14 protein-coding genes are annotated in these 18,074 nt (G+C 46.1%); 8 read left to right on the top strand and 6 right to left on the bottom strand.

What is annotated here, in order from left to right:
* Position 1: 1 nt before the first annotated feature.
* Positions 2-1,363, top strand: coding sequence for a phosphoglucosamine mutase (gene glmM, locus CVV44_23430; protein PKL35081.1), 1,362 nt, complete (start codon positions 2-4; stop codon positions 1,361-1,363).
* 3 nt (positions 1,364-1,366) lie between these two features.
* On the opposite strand, the gene CVV44_23425 is transcribed toward glmM, so the two are convergent.
* The 4 genes from CVV44_23425 to CVV44_23410 all read right to left on the bottom strand — a co-directional run bounded on the left by CVV44_23425 (position 1,367) and on the right by CVV44_23410 (position 7,118).
* On the bottom strand, positions 1,367-3,511 hold the full coding sequence (locus CVV44_23425) for a hypothetical protein (protein PKL35080.1): 2,145 nt from the start codon (positions 3,509-3,511) through the stop codon (positions 1,367-1,369).
* A gap of 83 nt (positions 3,512-3,594) precedes the next feature.
* Positions 3,595-4,707: a hypothetical protein gene (locus CVV44_23420; protein ID PKL35079.1), complete on the bottom strand. Its 1,113-nt coding sequence runs from the start codon at positions 4,705-4,707 to the stop codon at positions 3,595-3,597.
* 79 nt (positions 4,708-4,786) lie between these two features.
* A complete protein-coding gene (locus CVV44_23415) occupies positions 4,787-5,791 on the bottom strand; it encodes a hypothetical protein (protein ID PKL35078.1) in 1,005 nt (334 codons plus the stop codon).
* A gap of 148 nt (positions 5,792-5,939) precedes the next feature.
* On the bottom strand, positions 5,940-7,118 hold the full coding sequence (locus tag CVV44_23410; GenBank protein ID PKL35077.1) for an MFS transporter: 1,179 nt from the start codon (positions 7,116-7,118) through the stop codon (positions 5,940-5,942).
* A 306-nt stretch (positions 7,119-7,424) separates the two neighbouring features.
* Here CVV44_23410 and CVV44_23405 point away from each other — a divergent pair, with 306 nt between their 5' ends.
* The 6 genes from CVV44_23405 (at position 7,425) to CVV44_23380 (ending at position 13,900) form a co-directional block, all read left to right on the top strand.
* Positions 7,425-8,015 carry a hypothetical protein gene (locus CVV44_23405; protein PKL35076.1) on the top strand — a complete coding sequence of 197 codons (591 nt, stop codon included), beginning with the start codon at positions 7,425-7,427 and terminating at the stop codon, positions 8,013-8,015.
* Between the two features lie 47 nt (positions 8,016-8,062).
* Positions 8,063-9,316 carry a hypothetical protein gene (locus CVV44_23400; protein ID PKL35075.1) on the top strand — a complete coding sequence of 418 codons (1,254 nt, stop codon included), beginning with the start codon at positions 8,063-8,065 and terminating at the stop codon, positions 9,314-9,316.
* Between the two features lie 44 nt (positions 9,317-9,360).
* Positions 9,361-10,146, top strand: a complete 786-nt coding sequence (locus CVV44_23395; GenBank protein ID PKL35074.1) for a hypothetical protein — start codon at positions 9,361-9,363, stop codon at positions 10,144-10,146.
* Positions 10,147-10,175: 29 nt separating this feature from the next.
* Positions 10,176-11,048, top strand: a complete 873-nt coding sequence (locus CVV44_23390; protein ID PKL35073.1) for a hypothetical protein — start codon at positions 10,176-10,178, stop codon at positions 11,046-11,048.
* Positions 11,049-11,260: 212 nt separating this feature from the next.
* Positions 11,261-12,817 (top strand): hypothetical protein, encoded by a 1,557-nt coding sequence (locus CVV44_23385; protein PKL35072.1) that lies wholly within the window; start codon positions 11,261-11,263, stop codon positions 12,815-12,817.
* A gap of 204 nt (positions 12,818-13,021) precedes the next feature.
* Positions 13,022-13,900: a hypothetical protein gene (locus tag CVV44_23380; protein ID PKL35071.1), complete on the top strand. Its 879-nt coding sequence runs from the start codon at positions 13,022-13,024 to the stop codon at positions 13,898-13,900.
* Between the two features lie 140 nt (positions 13,901-14,040).
* Here the strand turns inward: CVV44_23380 and CVV44_23375 are convergent, their stop codons facing one another.
* Complete coding sequence (locus tag CVV44_23375; protein PKL35070.1) at positions 14,041-14,484, bottom strand: hypothetical protein; 444 nt, start codon at positions 14,482-14,484, stop codon at positions 14,041-14,043.
* Between the two features lie 64 nt (positions 14,485-14,548).
* Positions 14,549-15,847, bottom strand: a complete 1,299-nt coding sequence (locus CVV44_23370; protein PKL35069.1) for a hypothetical protein — start codon at positions 15,845-15,847, stop codon at positions 14,549-14,551.
* A 450-nt stretch (positions 15,848-16,297) separates the two neighbouring features.
* Between CVV44_23370 and CVV44_23365 the strand changes: the two genes are divergently transcribed.
* Positions 16,298-18,073, top strand: a complete 1,776-nt coding sequence (locus CVV44_23365; GenBank protein ID PKL35068.1) for an aspartate--tRNA ligase — start codon at positions 16,298-16,300, stop codon at positions 18,071-18,073.
* Position 18,074: the final 1 nt, after the last annotated feature.

Genomic DNA, 18,074 nt, shown 5'->3' with positions numbered 1-18,074 from the left:
CATGTCGTCTACATTAATGAAAAGTGTTTCCGGTATCCGGGGTGTCGTTGGGGACTCACTCACTCCTGAACTGATAGTCTCTATAAGTTCCGCTTTTGCCCGGTATGCAGGTCGGGGCAATATCATAATCGGAAGGGATAGCAGGCCCACGGGCCAGGTTATTTCAGACCTGGTTTCTTCGGTTCTGTCACTGTGTGGGTGCAATGTCATTGATATCGGGATCGTTCCCACGCCCACAGTACAGCTCATGGTGGAAGAAAAAAAGGCAGCGGGAGGGATTGTAATTTCAGCGTCACATAATCCCATTGAATGGAATGCCTTTAAACTCATCAATAAAAGCGGAACATTTCTTAATTCTGCTGAAATACAGAAATTCTTCAAATATATGGAAGATGACCATAGCTATGTGAAATGGGATAAAATCGGAACTATAACGAGAGACAACAGCGCTTCAGATCTTCATATTGGGAAAGTGTTGAATATAGTCAATGCTGCCCGCATCAGGAAGAAAAAGTTTTCCATTGTTCTTGATTCGGTTAATGGAGCCGGTTCTATAATCACCCAGACGCTCCTGGCAAAACTGGGTTGCAGAACAGTGCCGCTTTACTGCGAGATAAACGGCCGGTTCCCCCGCGGCGCTGAGCCTATTCCGGAAAATCTTACGGACCTGTCTCTGGCCGTCAAAAAAAATCGTACCGACCTGGGATTCGCCCAGGATCCCGATGCCGACAGGCTGGCAATCGTTGATGAAAACGGAAATCCTATCGGGGAAGAAAACACCATCGCCCTGGTTACGGAACATCTTCTTTCAAGGGAAAAGGGGCGGGTCGTGATAAATCTGTCCACGACAAAAGCCGTTGAAGACATCGCAGCCAAATATGGAGTAAAAGTAAAACGAACCAGGGTCGGGGAAATAAACGTTGTAGATGAAATGAGAAAAAACGGCGCGAGAATCGGCGGTGAGGGTAATGGCGGTGTGATCTCACCGGAAGTTCACTTGGGCAGAGACAGCCTTGTGGGAATCGGGTATATCCTCGACATGATGGCCGAGAGAAACAAAACATTATCGGAACTTGTTGCCTCTCTGCCATCCTATGTGATGAAGAAGGGCAAGGTCAGCATACGCGGCAACGCCGGTAGCGCGACAATCATGACCAGGCTCCAGGGTGAGTTCAAGGGAGAAAAAATATCAACACTGGACGGACTCCGAATCGATTTCGTAAAACATGAAGTCTTTAAAGGCGGATGGGTTCATCTCAGGGCATCAAATACGGAGCCCATTTTCAGGATCATAGCTGAAGGTAAAAGCGCAGTACAGACAGCTAAGATATACGATCATTTCGCGGGAATGTTCAGGAAATAGCCGTCAGAAAATTATGCGGGGAATTTCCAGGAAGAACGTTGTGCCTTCCAGGTATTTCGATTCGAACCAGATTTTCCCCTTGTGGTTTTCCTGGATGAATCGGCTCACTTCGTACAGACCGATGCCGGAACTCGACGTTGTCTTAAAAGAAGATTTTGTCGTATAGTAAGGGGCAAATATTTTTTTATAGTCTTCTTCCCTGATCCCAATACCATTATCTGAAATCTCTATCCTGCTTACATTGTCCTTCTGAACGAGTTTTATGGATATGCGCGGCGAGAAATTCCGTCTTTCCTCCTCGTTCAGTTTGAACATGCGTTTTTCCTCAATGGCCTCGTATGCATTGTCCAGAATATTGAAGATACTTTCCAGGAGCTGGGTCATTTTTCCGTAGAGAATGTTGGACGATCCAACCACATCGACCTGTATGGGGAATTCCTCGATTTCATGCTTGATCTGAGCCAGGTCTATGGCGGCATCTATTATCTCGTTAAAAAATATTTCAGCGATATCATCATCGCGCCGCGTCAGATTCGCGTAGTTCAGCACGCCCTTGATGACGCCATTTGTTCTTTTTACGTTATCGATGAGCTGTTCGCTGATGGTCTGCAGCGACTCAAAGGTTTCTTTTATGGGAGGATTTTCTCTAACCGGTGCGGGAAAATCATTTTGATACTTTTTTATAAGCATTTCAATCTCAGCTGCTGCCAGGGAGAAGTGGTTAAGACGGTTATTTATCTGATGAGCCACACCCTCGGCCATGCCGCCGATAAAGGCACTTTTCTCATTTTGAAATATTCTCTCCTGGAAGCGTTCCTTTTCTTCGTAATAAAGACAGTTTTCTATGGCCAGTGCCGCCTGATGAGAAATAATATCGAAAGTCTGAATATCATCATTGGTATAGAAAGTCTTGTCCATTTTCTCACCAAGGATGAGAAATCCCAGCATTTTGTCATCCATGAAGGAAGGAACAATGAGTTGTACCGGGGTCATGGTGTATTTATTTATGTAATTGGGTATTTCTTCGAGAGAAATAATTCTTCTGTCTTTTTGCAGGAGAATAATCAGATCGTCAGCGGCGGCAAAGGAAAAACCTTCAGGGAATGAATGCTCTCCCTTGATGTATTTCAGTTTATAAACACCGCTATCCTGATCGAGAAGAAAAATTGCGGCATATTCAACAAGAATCTGGTATTTCACGCCATTGACTATTATTTTCAGAATACGGTTCAGATCCTTTTCTCTGAGAAACTCCTTTCCGGCCTGGAGAAACATGTTCTGATAGGTTCGTTGTTTGCCCAGCAGGACATCTTCTGCTTTCTTCTGAAGATACTGATAGATCACCGGGCCAAGTGTGGCGAATACGAAAATAAGGAGGAATGATTCGAAACCAAAGTCGGTTTGATACCCCATAAAGAATGGTATGCCCAGTATTACAGTGTACAGAATAAGGAATATCCCGGCGCGGGTGAGCAATATTTTTATGTCCATGAGCCGGTATTTGATTATGGCATAGGCAATAAGGAGAACATAAATACTGATGAAAAAATTGACATAGGGGGGGAAGTAAACGTCATACCACATGGGCCAGTTTGACGCACCGCCGATGAAGCCCACGGCAGCTCCAAGGGTGAGATATTTCCTCTGTTCCCTCTGAAATCCGAAACTATCATAATAGCTCTTGAGAAACCAGCCAAAGCCGTAAAAACAGAGGAAAAACCAGAAGATCAGGTATACGTCAAAAAAAACCGTTGGATTCGGCCAGAATCCCATACCATGACGGGGTTCCATTGAGGTATAGAGCTGTGAATTGATGTTTAAGAAAATGAATACCAGGCTTATGAGATAATAAATACCAAGCTCGTATTTTTTCCGCTTGGCGATACCTACATAAACAAAGACAAAATGTATGAAGAATACGTTGATAAGGATAATGCCGACGGTAAGGACTTTAAACCATATCGTGGCGGAAATGAGATCCGTCGACATCTGCCAGAAGAAGTATCCCAGGCTGAAAATGGCAACACTGGCATTTAATAGGAAGTATGTGTTTCTGAGATTTTTTTGGGGATTTTTGAACAGGATAAAAATCCCCAGGATTGTGCTGGTTACAAAATTAACCAGCCCGGTTATTCCCAGAAAGGACATGTATGCACCTTTGCCGTATTAAAGTATGGGCACCTCAAAAATCAGGTTTTTCATTAACAATAAAATGATTTATTGAGATTCCCTTATTTCTTCTCTATTATGACGAAGAATATAATATTTGTCTTCTTTTCCCGTTCAATTGTCAATGAATAATTATTTATACCGCTTGATTTAAATATATTCACCACTTCATCCTCATTTCTCATGTGGAATGTCCAGTCGGCCCACCAGTCAGGAGTAATGGGGTGATAGTTTTTGGAATCCTTGTGGGCAATAATGAGCAATCCGCCGGGTTTGAGGAGATCAAAGAAGAACTTTGTCTGGGCCTTCAGCGGTTCTTCGGGAATATAATCGGCAAGGCCGATGGAATAGACTATATCCTTGTTTTTAAGCATTTTAAAGTAGGTATCGGGCTCTTTCAGGTAATCGTAGACGCTGTGGTTCAGAAAATCGAAATTGACATTTTTATGGATGCCGGTCAGATTTTCCCGGGAAAAGTTCAGGGCGTCGGTAGATTTATCAATCAGGGTAAATTTTATTTCCGATTTGAAATTAAAGGATTCCTCTTTAAACATTTCCCGCAGGTCCCTTGAAGCGCCGCAGGCAATGTTAAGAATTTCAACAGGTGTATCGCTGTTTTCCCTGGATTTCAGATACTTTTTGAGTATATCCTTCATGAGATCTTTTCTGGCATTAACTGCCCGGGCATATCCGTCGGCGAGGAATGTCCTGTCTGCGCAGTATCCCAGGTGATCCGAAGTGGGGACATTGTTATATATGAATTCCAGGAGTTCATAATCACCGGGATATCCGCCCGGCTTCACCAGGGCGTGACGTACGGCATTGGATTTCAGGCCATAGGGTGCACCGGTAATCCTGAATATATTTTTCAGCTGTTTTACCAGTTCATCATCATGGAGGCTCTCTTCCAGTATATCCCCTTTATAAAGGGTTTCGTCTGTTGCTTTTATTATCTTTTCACTGGCTTCGTCCTGAGAAATAGTTCCTGCAGTAAGTTCCTCTCCCAGTTTGTGCCAGAGAAGAAAGTATTCAACAATGTCATTCTTCCAGAAATTTTTGACTGCTTCGCGTTTTGAGGAGTCTCCGATAGTTTCAAGCAGCGAGTCGATTTTAAGAGAAATCTGTTCGGCAATTGAGCTATAATTATTCTCGATATTGTTCACTTTCCGCTCCATAAAAGTATGAATTTGATAAAAAGTATACGAGGCTCATCTTTTTATAAGGTCTATATAAATCAAGCAAAAATCAGTCCCATTATACTGTTTTTATTGATTCCAGCTTTTTTGTCTTTAAGGAGCGATAAGCCGCTTCAACAAGTCCGAATTCCATGGTAATACGCTCCAGTGACGGTTCCCAGGGTTTGCCGTCCATATAATTCTGTATGAAACTCCTGTGCATTGCCTTGAATCCGAGAAAATCCAGGGGATTGGGCACGCATAGACGGCGCTTCTTCCCCGATACGGATATGAAGAGACCATTGCTTTCAAAGGTTATAACTCCCTCTGTGCCATATATCTTGGAATGGGCCATTCCCTTCAGCGAATTGGGAATTCGCCATGAATGAAGCAGTTTCCCCGTTACACCGTTGCTGAACCGTGCCGTGACCATGAGAGAATCTTCGACGGGGATATTCGTTTCATAGCTGACTTCCGGTTTGAAGGCGATAACATCTACGGGATCGGCTCCCACGAGTGATACAAGAAGGTTCACCCAGTGGACACCGCCTTCCAGAAGGGCCCCGCCGCCCATGAGAACAGGATCGGTGCGCCAGCCCTGTATGGAATCGCGGTTGACCTTGTTCAATTCGACAAAGAGAACATCGCCGATGAGTCCGGCGCTAATGTATTTTTTCAGCGGCTTCAGGAAGGGCTTAAAGAAATAGTTTTCCGACACGGCACAACGGACACCGTATTTCGTCACGGCTTTCAGGATGCTGTTCAGCTCTTTGCCGTTTCTCGCCACGGGCTTTTCAATGATAATATCCTTCCCGTTTTTTGCCGCCATGACTGCCAGTTCGGCATGCCAGGCGTGGGGCGTGGTAATGAAGGCTATCTGGAAATCACCGGACTGAAGGGCCTCTTCACAGGAGGCATAGCTGCCCTTACCCTTAAGATCATCATTCATCCGGCGTGACTGTTCAGGGTCTATATCGGCGTAAAAAAGATTGATATGGGGATACAGTTTTTTCAGCGTGGCTGAGTGCCGCCGGGCCATGGTGCCGCTGCCGATAAAACAGATGGCTGGTGTTGTCTTTTGCATATACGTCCTTCCGGTTAAAGTTGTTTCAGGAGTTTTTACTCCCCTTTCCTGTTAATGTCAAGCATACAATAGTATAGCGGTTGTGGAAAGTCAATAATAGTAATTTTGATCGCGGGAGACGAATCATCTCTGTATTATTCTCGTCAAATCAGGGATTTTCCGGCCTGCTTTTTAGTAAAAAGGCCAGGATAAATATTGTGCAGGCGATAAAGATCAGCGCTGAATAAAAGACGCCGGGAAGCCCCCACAGGGCAAAGGACAGGCCGGTCAGGACAGGTCCCAGTGTCTGGCCGAGGCGGAGGACCATCCCATTGAGCGACATGAAAGCGCCGCGGTATTCCATGGGAGCGCTGTTGGACAGCGCGGTCTGGGCGGCGGGCATGTTGATCCCGTTGGCGAAGCCGTAGAGCATTACCGGGACCAGGAGCAGCAGCAGGGTTTTTATTACGAGAGTGAGTACGATTGCCGTTCCATACAGCAGGAATGCCGTGATGATAAGCTGCTTTATGGAAAATCGTTTGTTCAGGTACCTGATGTTGGATGAACCCAGGGCCGTGCCTATGGAAGCGCTCGATATGATTATGCCTATGGAAAAGGACGTGGCATCGTAGGTCGATTTCAGATAAAAGGGAAAGTATGATAAAAGTACGCCATAGAGCAGAATAAAGGTCGCTGAGCTGGCAAAATACAGGCCGATAACATCGGCGCCTCTCATGTGGTGCAGGGCGCTTTTAAGATAATCCAGAACATCCTGGGTATTCTCCGGTTCGGGGCTTTCCAGTGTTCGGGCCACCAGGAACGCCACGGGAAAGGCGAACAGTGACAGGAGAAAGGGATAATGCCAGCCCAGGAGAGCAATGGCGCCGCCAATGGCGGGATACAGGGCCGTACCGAAACTCAGGACCGTGGCATTATATCCCATGGCCTGAATACGGTCTTTTCCGGTAAACACATCACCGATGATGGTCTGGTTCAGCGAGGCAATGGAAGCCGCTCCAATCCCCTGGAAGAACCTGAGGATAAGCAGGCCCGCGAAATCATGAGTGAAGGTACAGGCTGTGCCGGCTATGCCGAAAAGCAGAAGTGAGGGCACCAGCACGGTTTTCCTCCCCAGGCGGTCGGCCATGACACCCATGACAGGAGAAAGAAATATTCCGGGAAAGGTGAAGACCGTAATGAGAAGCCCGACACGGGCCGAAGAAATGCCCAGTTCACGGGAAATTTTCGGGAAGGCCGGGGCAATACTGGTGACCCCCATGACCGCGATGAGTGTCACCGTGAAAAGTATATGCAGGTTTTTATTCAGGAATAATCGTTGTTTTTCCATAACTGGCATCACATACGATGTATGTCATTTCAGGTCAATCATATTACATTTCAACCCTTAGCGTGTGGGATAAATATTTGCGTACTATGATCGATAGAAGCTCGATAGAAGCTCGGTAGAAGCTCGGTAGAAGCTCGGTAGAAGCTCGGTAGAACGGTGTTATGAAGTGATTTTATGTCGATCTTTTGTCATTCCGCCCGTATTGATTATTTTTAGTCGTCTACGAGTTTTCCACGATGGCGAATCTCTCCGGTTTTTCTATACTTCCTGTATAAATACACCTATTTATTTCAGGGAGATATAAGAATGAAGATCAAAAAATGTATGATAGTGCTTCTGGTTTTACCGCTTCTGTTTTTTCTTTCCTCATGTGAAAAGGATGATGATGGATACAGTATTGGCGATACAGGCCCTGCCGGAGGGCTTATATTTTATGTAAATCCTGACTCTGGCGCAGACGGATGGACATACCTTGAAGCGGCGCCTTCGTCAACTGAATGGACTACAAAGCAGTGGGGTGCGAATGAAACTTGGATCACGACTGATATCACTACAGGTTCCGGCCAGGATAATACAGATAATATCGTCGCATGGCTGGATAGCAATACGGATGATACGAGTGGTGATGTAACAAATAAAACTGATCGTGCCGCTTATTTATGTGATGCCTTGACGCATAATGATTACAGCGACTGGTTTCTTCCTTCCTCGGATGAGCTGATTTTAATGTATGATAATCTGTATACACAGGGAGCGGGAGGCTTTTCCGCGGCTGAGTACTGGAGTTCATCCAATCACACAACCACTGCTTCGGGAGGACACAGCTTCTCTGAGGACAGCAGTTTTTCTGCGCCTAAAACCCTGCTAAAAAGGGTCAGGGCCATCAGGGCTTTTTGAAAATATTTTGTTTTCGTTATGTACGATATCAATAAGGAGTTTTATTTATGAAGACCTTTAAACACGCCTTATCATTTTTTTTCGTTTTATCTTTACTGCTGGTTTTTACCTCGTGCGATGGGGGCGGGGGAAATAGTCCTGTGGATACGTCACCCGGTGAGGTGACAAGCCTTGAGACAAGCTTCGATAATCAACGCATACGTTTGATTTGGGAAGACCCTTCTGACCCGGATTTTGATCATGTACTGATAACCTGGAGTCCAACCGGGACTGCAGAACAGACTATAAGCAGTGGAATTGAATCATTTACAGCTACGGGGCTCATTAATGGGACTGAATATACATTCACTGTCCAGACAGTGGACAGCACGGGGAAAATATCAACAGGTGTTCAAATAAAACAAAAGCCCTATGCTGCGGGTCACGGGATTGCCTGTTCCGTAGACGGCACAGCCTTTACTATGAGGTGCGTCCCGGCAAAGCAATTTTATAGCGGTGTCTATGGGAGTACAAACAGCGAGGTAATCAGGTCATTTGCTATAGGTGATACCGAGGTTACCTATGAACTCTGGAAAAAAATTTACGACTGGGCAATTCACAGTGACAGGGGAGTCGGCCGTTATTATTTTCAAAATGAGGGATGTCAGGGTAATTATTACGACAGTACCACAACAAACCAGCACCCTGTCATGTCAGTGAGCTGGCGGGATGCCATGGTATGGTGCAACGCCCTTTCAGAATACTATAACGAAATGAACGGCACCTCTCTTGAATGCGCATATCGCGCTTCAGGTTCTCCTATCCGTGATTCACGCGATGCTAATGCCTCGGTATGTGACGCAGTGACCGCATATATCAATACCGGCGGTTTCAGGCTTCCCGCACGGAATGAATGGGAACTCGCTGCCACTTATATAATTGACAGCAATGATGACGGAGACGTGAAGGACGCGGGAGAGTTTTACCCTGCTACCCATGTGAGCGGTGACACGACAAATCCCTGCTATTCGTCTTCAGGTGCAACTATTAGTACGATTTTCGGAAATTATGCCTGGTATTTCGATAACAGCGGTGATACATCCCATCCTGTAATAACAAAAAGTGCAAACGCCCTGACTATATACGATATGTGCGGCAATGCAGCCGAATGGTTGTTTGACATTGCCTCCGGCACAGCCAGAAATCAGTTTCAGGGAGATTTCGCTAATAATTCACAGTATCTTCAACTTGGCTATATAAGTTCAAATCCTTCTAATAGTAGATCTTATACATACGGATTCAGAATTGCGGTAAAGCCATAGTAATGGCAGTTAAGAGACTTTTTGTTCATCGCAAGGGAGGCTCCATGAAACACAAAATTCTTAGAAACAGCATCATTTCCCTCATCGCCATTATCGCCCTGGCAGCCGCGGGCTGCGCGTCTTCGGCGAAATGGACCAGGGATGATTTTCAGAAATATGCTCAGTCAAAAAGCGGGACCCGTACCTTTCCCCTGAAGTGCTTCGCCACGGAGCTGAACCTCAAGGTGGGCATCGTGTGCGTGGACTATCTCGATTCACGCAATTCCATCGATGTGTTCCCGGCGCGGGAAATGAAGGAATACATGGAGAAGAAATACGGCGTGAAAATCGACATTACTGAGTTCGAAGCGCTCCGGAAAAAGGGCGACCTGAAGGTCATGGTGAGTGCCGATGAAAAAGGCAATAAACAGGCCCTGCTGTATTCCGACCGCATGGCCCTGGACGGCACCAGCGTATCCGGCGGTCCCTACCTGATCATGGCCCTGGCCGGAACATCGTGGCTTGCTGTGAACTGGAGCGAGTACCGGGAAAAAGTGGGAACCATGGATTTCCGCTACAAGGTGGAAATGGGCAAAAGCGACCAGATGCAGGTCTTCATTGTTCTGGCGCCCCTGGGATCGTACATCTCGGTTTCTCTCAAGGTCCGTGACGGCGAACCCAATGAAAAGGGCTACTATAAGCTGAAGACCGTGGTTGATGAAGAAATAAAAGTAAATTATACCGTCAAGGGCTGCAACACGGCAGGCCTGGCGGAGAACCTGAAACAGCTTCCGGCGCTGCTCAGGGCAAGGGACGCAAAGGCCGCTGCGGCGGTTTCTGTTTCGGAATAGGATTATAAAATGATAAAGGATAATGATATATGAAAAAATTAATGTTTTTAACTTTGCTCATGATAACGATAATGACGTTCATCAGTTGTGATGATTCTTCCGGAGATGCAGCTCTTTACGGAACAATTGTTTTTGAAAGCGATCCTGACGGAGACGGCCAATACCAGATTTATACAATGCTGCCCGATGGAAGCGGATTGACGCGGATTACGGACAACGCTTATGATGACCGTAATCCGACACTGTCCCCCGATGGAACAAAAGTTCTTTTCACCAGCAATCGTGATGGTAACTTGGAAGTATATGCAATGAATGTCGACGGGAGCGGCCAGACGCGGTTGACTACTAACGCAGTAGATGAATATTATCCTTCCTATTCTCCCGACATGAGTAAAATTGTTTATATTTCTGATAGAGAAGTGTATATCATGAATGCCAACGGCAGCAGTAAGACGCGGTTGACTACTAATGGCGTCACAGATTTTGATCCGGCTTTCTCTCCCGATGGCACGAAAATTATTTTTACCAGCCTCCGGGATGGAACAAGAATGGAAATCTACACGATGAATACCGACGGGAGCAATGTAACACGCATCACAACCACCGATAATATTAAATCCTGGCCCCGGTATTCTCCTGATGGTTCAAAAATTGTATTTCAATATGATGGCAATGAAGAGGCTGAAGTGTATACCATGAACGCCGACGGCAACGCTCCTGTGCGGCTTACCAATAATGCCGCATTTGATGGAGTTCCTTCATATTCCCCCTGCGGGAGAAAAATTATTTTTCTCAGCACCCGTGATGGAAACGGGGAAATTTACATGATGAGTACCAACGGTTCCGGTCTTGATCGTATAACTGAGACCGGTTATGAAAACGGAGCATGTCACTGGCAGTGATATGATGATGCGGCAACCCTGTAGAGACGCCATGCCTGGCATCTCTACAGGGTGATTGTAACGGCGCTGTGGAATAGATTTTATGTCGACCTTTTGTCATTGCGCCCATATTGAATATTTTTCCAGATATACGGGTTTTCCACGATGACAAATACTGCCATATTGTATATACTTTCTGTATAAAGACACATATTTATTTCAGGGAGCATAACATGAAGATTAAAAAATGGCTGATAGCGCTGCTGGTTTTGCCGTTCCTGATGATTTTTGTATCGTGTGTGGGGGGTGGAGGTACTGGCGATACCAATACCTATTCAGTGGTTTTCGAAGAAAATGATGCGGACACGTTACTGACTGACTTAACGGGATTTGAAGCAGGTGTTACCGTTCCCCAGCCTGATATAATTAATAAAACGGGAAGTCTATTCGACGGATGGTTCTCATCGGAAACTTTTGAGGAAGAAAGCCGATGGATTTTCGGTGATGGCGGTACAACCATATCGGGGAATACCACGCTCTTTGCAAAATGGATACCCTATTTTACATTTTCCGAGACGGATACTGAAGCCACTGTCACGGGCATGACAGATGAGGGTGAAACAGTGGAAGACCTTGTACTTCCCCTTATCTACAATGGTAAACCGGTGACGTCCATTGATGGGAATGCTGTTTCATCTAATTCTACAATAAAAACCATAACAATCGGAAGGTCCATTACTGAAATAGCAACCCCACAGTTTGAACAATGTTATAATCTGACTGCTATTTATGTTGTTGATGAAAATGAATCTCTCAAGGCCGTTGACGGCGTTCTGTACGATAAAGAGGTAGCAAAACTCATCGCCTATCCGCCGGGAAAAGTGGGTACATCATATTCCACTCCGGTCAGTGTAGCAACAGTCGGTTACTTCGCTCTATTTGACGCTAAAAATCTCGAAACTATCATTATTGATGACAATGTAACATCGATAGAGGGTTATGCCTTTCGTCAATGCGTCAACCTGACAAGTATTACACTACCCGCAGAGTTGTCTCAACTGAGCCAGGGGCTTTTTACCCAGTGTGCAAAACTGTCCTCGGTTACCATTCCATCATCTGTGACGACTCTCTCTTCATATCTGTTTGACGGTTGTACGATGTTGAAAACAATGACAATCCCGGAACAGGTGACGACCATCAGCAGCTATTGCTTTGTAAATAGCGGCCTCACCAGTATTCATATACCCGTATCGGTGACCTCGATTGGAGCAGGGGCTTTCTCCAATATAGGAGTGCTCACGGCAATCACTGTAGCCGCCGGTAATCCCAATTATTCATCATCATCAGGAGTGCTTTTCAATAAAACGGGAACCACTCTGCTTATGTATCCCATTGGTAAAACGGATACATCCTATGTCATTCCTGCAGCCGTTACCGATATAGCGGAATATGCCTTTTATGGCTGTTCAACTCTTGAGGATATCACCTTCAATGAAGGTCTTGAATATATCGGAAATCTATCTTTTTATGAATGCACTTCGCTGACTGAAATAACACTCCCTTCAACTCTGGAAAGCACGGGCTACCGTGTTTTTGAAAGCTGCAGTCAGCTGAACACCGTGGTCATGGGAAGTGATGCTCCACCTGTGATAACGGGAGACAGAATCTTTTCGGGAGCTCATTCAACTCTGGCGATCTATGTTCCAACGGGTTTTGTAGATGATTATAAAGAAGCTGTAAATTGGATAACCTATGTCGATCAAATTTTCGATGTGGCGACCATGCCGTAGATGCAGGTCTTCATTGGTTGATGAATAAATAAAAGTAAATTACACTGTCAAGGGTTGCAGCATGGCAGGCCTGGCGGAGAACCTGAAACAATTGTCGGCGCTGCTCAAGGCAAGGGACGAAAAGGCAGCGACGACGGTTTCTGTTTCGGAATAGGATTATAAGATGTTTTCCATATCAGGAATCCAAAACAAAAGGAGGTTCCCATGAAAGTTAAAAATTTTATTATAGTGCTGACAATGGCATTACCAATACTCACGGGCTGTTTCGGCGACAGCAATGATGAACAGGTTGTTCGTGATATCGTCTTCGTGACGAACAGCGAAACTGCCGCAATAAATTATGATATTTACGCCATGAAGGCCGATGGAAGCGGTGTAATCCGGCTCACCGATAATCCCGCATCGGATATGCAGCCCGCATGGTCACCGGATAAATCTAAAATCGCCTTTGCCAGTGACCGTGATAATATCTTTGATATATATGTCATGAACGCCGACGGGAGTGATCAGACACGCATTACCGATAACGCCGCCGTTGATAGCAGTCCCTCATGGTCGAGCGATGGATTAAAAATAGTCTTTGTCAGTGAGCGTGACGGCGATGCTGAAATTTTTGTCATGAATGCCGATGGCAGCGACCAGACACAGCTGACGGCAAATTCAGTGAATGATGCCCGTCCATCGTTTTCACCTGACGGGACAAAAATTGTCTATTCCGGACGCAATGCCGGGGGATATCTCAATATTTTCGTCATGGACGCTGATGGAGATAACGTGACGAACCTGACCAATGCGGATATAAATGACGGCGGTCCTCTATGGTCTCCCGATGGCACAAAGATTTATTTTTCCGGTACTCACGGTCTTGGAAGGATTAATGAATATTTTTCCATGAATACCGATGGCACCGATGTGCTGCGTATAACCAGTGACAACGATGTATCAAAAGGTGACATGGCAATTTCACCCGACGGAACGCAATTTGTTTATGCCTATTCAGGTGAGATCTGGGGCATGGATGTGGATGGAACGAACAGGCGGCTTATTCTCGATGTTGACGGCCGGTATTTTCACTGGCAGTGACATGTAATGTCCCGGAACCGGAACACGGCTGATGCAATTATCCATCGACAGACTCCCCATCGCCCTCTGGGAGAGGGGGCCGGGGGGTGAGGTGAAAAAACCCGCCGGTTTAGGGCGGGTTTTTTCATATTCAATCTCTATCAATACTGATATCTTGGAGTAGAACAAACAACATTTAGATACTTATCTAACCCCCATACAACCCAATAGTGGTCATTAATAAATGAATACCCGTTATCGTTTGTAAAATCACCATCAGCAACTGAATATGTATGTAACTCGGTTGTGCCGTTACGAGTAATTCCATCAAGTCCTGTTCTATTCCCACCAACAATTGTGTCATTAATAATACGATTATTCTCATCGACATCGAAAGCTGAACTGGATATAAATATTATTAAATATTTTGCATTCGATGGAACATTTGTGAAGCTAACGGTTTTCGGCCCTGTTGCATTAGCATTCATTGGCTCTACATCACTGAAAAGCGGACTCGCTGTATCCTCAACAACATTACTGCAACTTAAAAAATATAACAACCCGGCGAATATCGTAATGATTTTTATAAATTTACTTATTTTCATAATTTTCCTCATCATTAAGAAATATATTCAACTATGCGTGGCTAATGAAAAAATTTTGAAATACTCAAAAGAAGTATTTCACCCCTCCGCCGATTGTGAATATATGCAGATATAGTTTTGTCTGTGTTTCACTTAATGCGCCGAACAGATCGCTTTCGTATTCAATGCGATTTAATTTATAGGGCTGGAAGTAGTATCGAGCTTCTACAAAAAGAGCCACATTCCCAAAGGGCAGAATATTGGCACCGACTTTTCCGCCAAAACTGAACATAGTCTGGTCATCTACTTTCTCTTTGTCATTTTTAACATTGGTATTGTATTTATAGTCATTTAAATTGATCATTCCGATCATAACACCAAAGTAAGGAGTAAACTTTGTCCAGTTTGGAAAGGGCATATAGCTCAGATGGCCATGAAACCAGAAAGTATTATACCATCTTTCAAGAGTTAAATTTGGATCGAAGGTAGAAAAATGTGTCTGGCTATGATCGAACTGACTGAATCCCAGTTCTCCCGAAACAATGAGGCGTTCAAAAGTATGGCCGACTAAAATATAATAATGGGGAACTCCATTAAATTTATCACTGACAGGCTGGAGAAATGAGACTCCAAAGCCAATCTCGGTTCTGTTCTGGAAGTTGCTTTCTCCCAGTACCGGTGAAAATTTCATGTGCTCATCGGCGTCAATTTTAAAGGACGCTTCAAAATCTATATACCCGTCTTTCACCACCTTCACCCGGTGCTTCCCCTGCGTAAGCTTGTATTCCACGATGGGGGTCTGGCCCACGCTCATGCCGTCAATGTACACTTCGGCCCGGGACGGCGTTGACGACACGCTGAGGCGGCCGATGCTTTTTCCCGAAATGAGGGCCGCCATGGTCCGGGCGGCCTGGCTGCTTTTGTCGAAGATGTCGGCCATGGAGGCCTTGACGGTCTTTCCATCCAGGACCTTGCCCGTGGCAACGTCAACGGCTTTCATGGTGAGGATTACGTTGTTCCGGTCTCCCGACACGGAGCCCAGGATGAGCACATCGGCTTTGGCAAGGCGTCCGGCGCGCGACACGTCTTTGGTATCCACCAGGCCCGTCTGCTCCAGTGATAACTCGTCTATGACACGTCCCAGATTCCGCCGTTCCACCACGGAAATATCCTCGTTTTCCGAAAGGGTCGTGGAGACCGATTCGGGTATGGCGCTGGAAAGGAACTTGATGTCTTTGGAGCCGTAATTGGTGAAATTGAGCACTGCCACGCTCTTTTTTGCAGCCATGGCAGGAGCACTCAGGCAGAGCATCAGTACAAAAAGAATCAATCTTCGCTGTGGCATATCTCCCCCGGATACGTATAAGCTTGTTCGCCGCACCATTCCTGTTTTCCCGGAGCGGTGGGCGATACATTTTATTTTTATAGTGAGCCTGTGATAAAATAAGCAAACATTCCTTTTTTGTCAATGGATAAACATGAGGCGATTGAGATGATATGCTTTATGTTCGTCATTATCGGGCATGATTATTACATATTTGTAACATCTTCAGCCTGGAATATTCCTCTCATTTTTCAGCTTGACAAATATGGGCTATTTGTCGATGTCATTTGACTGATAGACCTTTTTTAGAGGAATTTTTGACGGCAGCGAACGGAAAAAGCCTCGATATTCCTTTGATTTTGTTCATTATGGGCACCTCAAAAAATCAGGTTTTTCATTAGCAATAAGATTGAAAAACCTGATTTTTCCAATGTTTGTGCCCACAAGGGAACATCCAAATAATGATTGATTAATGTTCCCTTATTTTATGTATGTATAATTGAGGATACCATGTTCGAAAACAGAACGTATTGCGGCGAAATAACAAAAGCTGACCAGGGCAAAGATGTGCTCGTGACTGGATGGGTCGATGCCAAGCGCGACCTGGGGGGAATCATATTTCTCGAAGTCCGCGATGTGACTGGAATAATCCAGACCGTGTTCGATTCTTCATTTTCCGAGGATAATGCCCGCAAGGCCGACCAGACGCGCGGTGAGTATGTGGTAAAAGTTACCGGCAAGGTCAGGCTGCGGTCAAAGGAAACAATCAATCCCAATGTGCCTTCCGGGGAAGTTGAAATCGTCGCCGAAAGTATTGATATTCTCAACACTGCCAAGGTGCCTCCCTTCCAGATAAACACCCGTGACAACCTGGGCGAGGAAGTCCGGCTCAAATACCGTTTCCTGGATCTGCGCCGTGAAGAAATGAAGGAATCCATCATACAGCGGCACCGCCTCATGCAGACGGCGCGTCGCTACCTCTCGGAGAACCGTTTCTTTGAGATCGAGACTCCCATGCTGAACAAATCAACTCCCGAAGGCGCCCGTGATTTTCTCGTGCCCAGCCGCATCAACCGCGGCGAGTTCTACGCGCTTCCCCAGTCGCCGCAGCTTTTCAAACAGATTCTCATGGTATCGGGCTTCGACCGATATTTCCAGATCGTCAAATGCTTCAGGGATGAAGACCTGCGCAACGACCGACAGCCCGAGTTCACCCAGATAGACCTGGAGATGTCCTTCATAAACATGGACATGATCATCACGGTCATCGAGGGACTCATGCGGGACATCGTGAAGGACATCACGGGCCGTGATGTGGAACTTCCCATGAAGCGCATGACCTATGACGAGGCCGTGTCAAAATACGGTACGGACGCTCCTGACCTGCGCTACGGCCTGGAGCTCACGGACTGCGGAGATATATTCACCGAATCGGAGTTCAAGGTATTTTCTGACACCCTGGCCGACGGCGGCGTAGTGAAGGGCCTGGCTGTCGAGGACGGAGGAAAGATTTCCCGTAAAATGAGCGATGATTACACGGAATACGTGAAAATATACGGGGCAAAGGGCTTTCCCATGTTCCGCTACAAGAACGGCGCCTTCGAGGGCGGCATCGCCAAGTTCCTCAGCGAGAAAGAGAAGGCGGCGGTCATCGAACGGTTCAACCTCAAGAATGACGCCATACTGTTCTTTTCCGTGGACAAACCCGGCGTGGTGAATGCCACTCTGGCCAACATGAGGAAGAAGATAGCCGCTGACCTGGGTATGATCGATGAAAACAAGCTGGCCTTTGTATGGGTCACGGACTTTCCTCTTTTCGAATACGATACGGAGGCAAAACGTTTCGCGGCCATGCATCATCCCTTTACGGCGCCACAGAAAGAATATCTCCCCATGCTCGACAACCTGAAACCGGAAGATGCCGGGAAGGTGAAGGCCCAGGCCTATGACATCGTGTTGAACGGTTCCGAGATCGGCGGCGGCTCCATAAGGATCCATGACTCGGAAACGCAGAAGAAGATATTTTCTCTCATGAATATTTCCGACGAGGAGGCGAAAATCAAGTTCTCCTTTCTCCTTGAGGCACTGCAGTTCGGCGCACCGCCTCATGGCGGACTCGCCCTTGGACTGGACCGAATAATGATGCTTTTACTGAAACGGAATTCCATACGCGACGTCATCGCCTTCCCCAAGACTCAGAAAGGGCAGTGCCTCATGAGCGACGCACCGTCTCCAGTTGATCTGGAACAGCTGCGGGAGCTCGGAATCAGGGTCATTGAAAGGTAGA

This window comes from Spirochaetae bacterium HGW-Spirochaetae-1 (assembly GCA_002839375.1).
Taxonomy (GTDB): Bacteria; Spirochaetota; UBA4802; order UBA4802; family UBA5550; genus PGXY01.
This window is presented reverse-complemented; position numbering and strand designations above follow the sequence as displayed.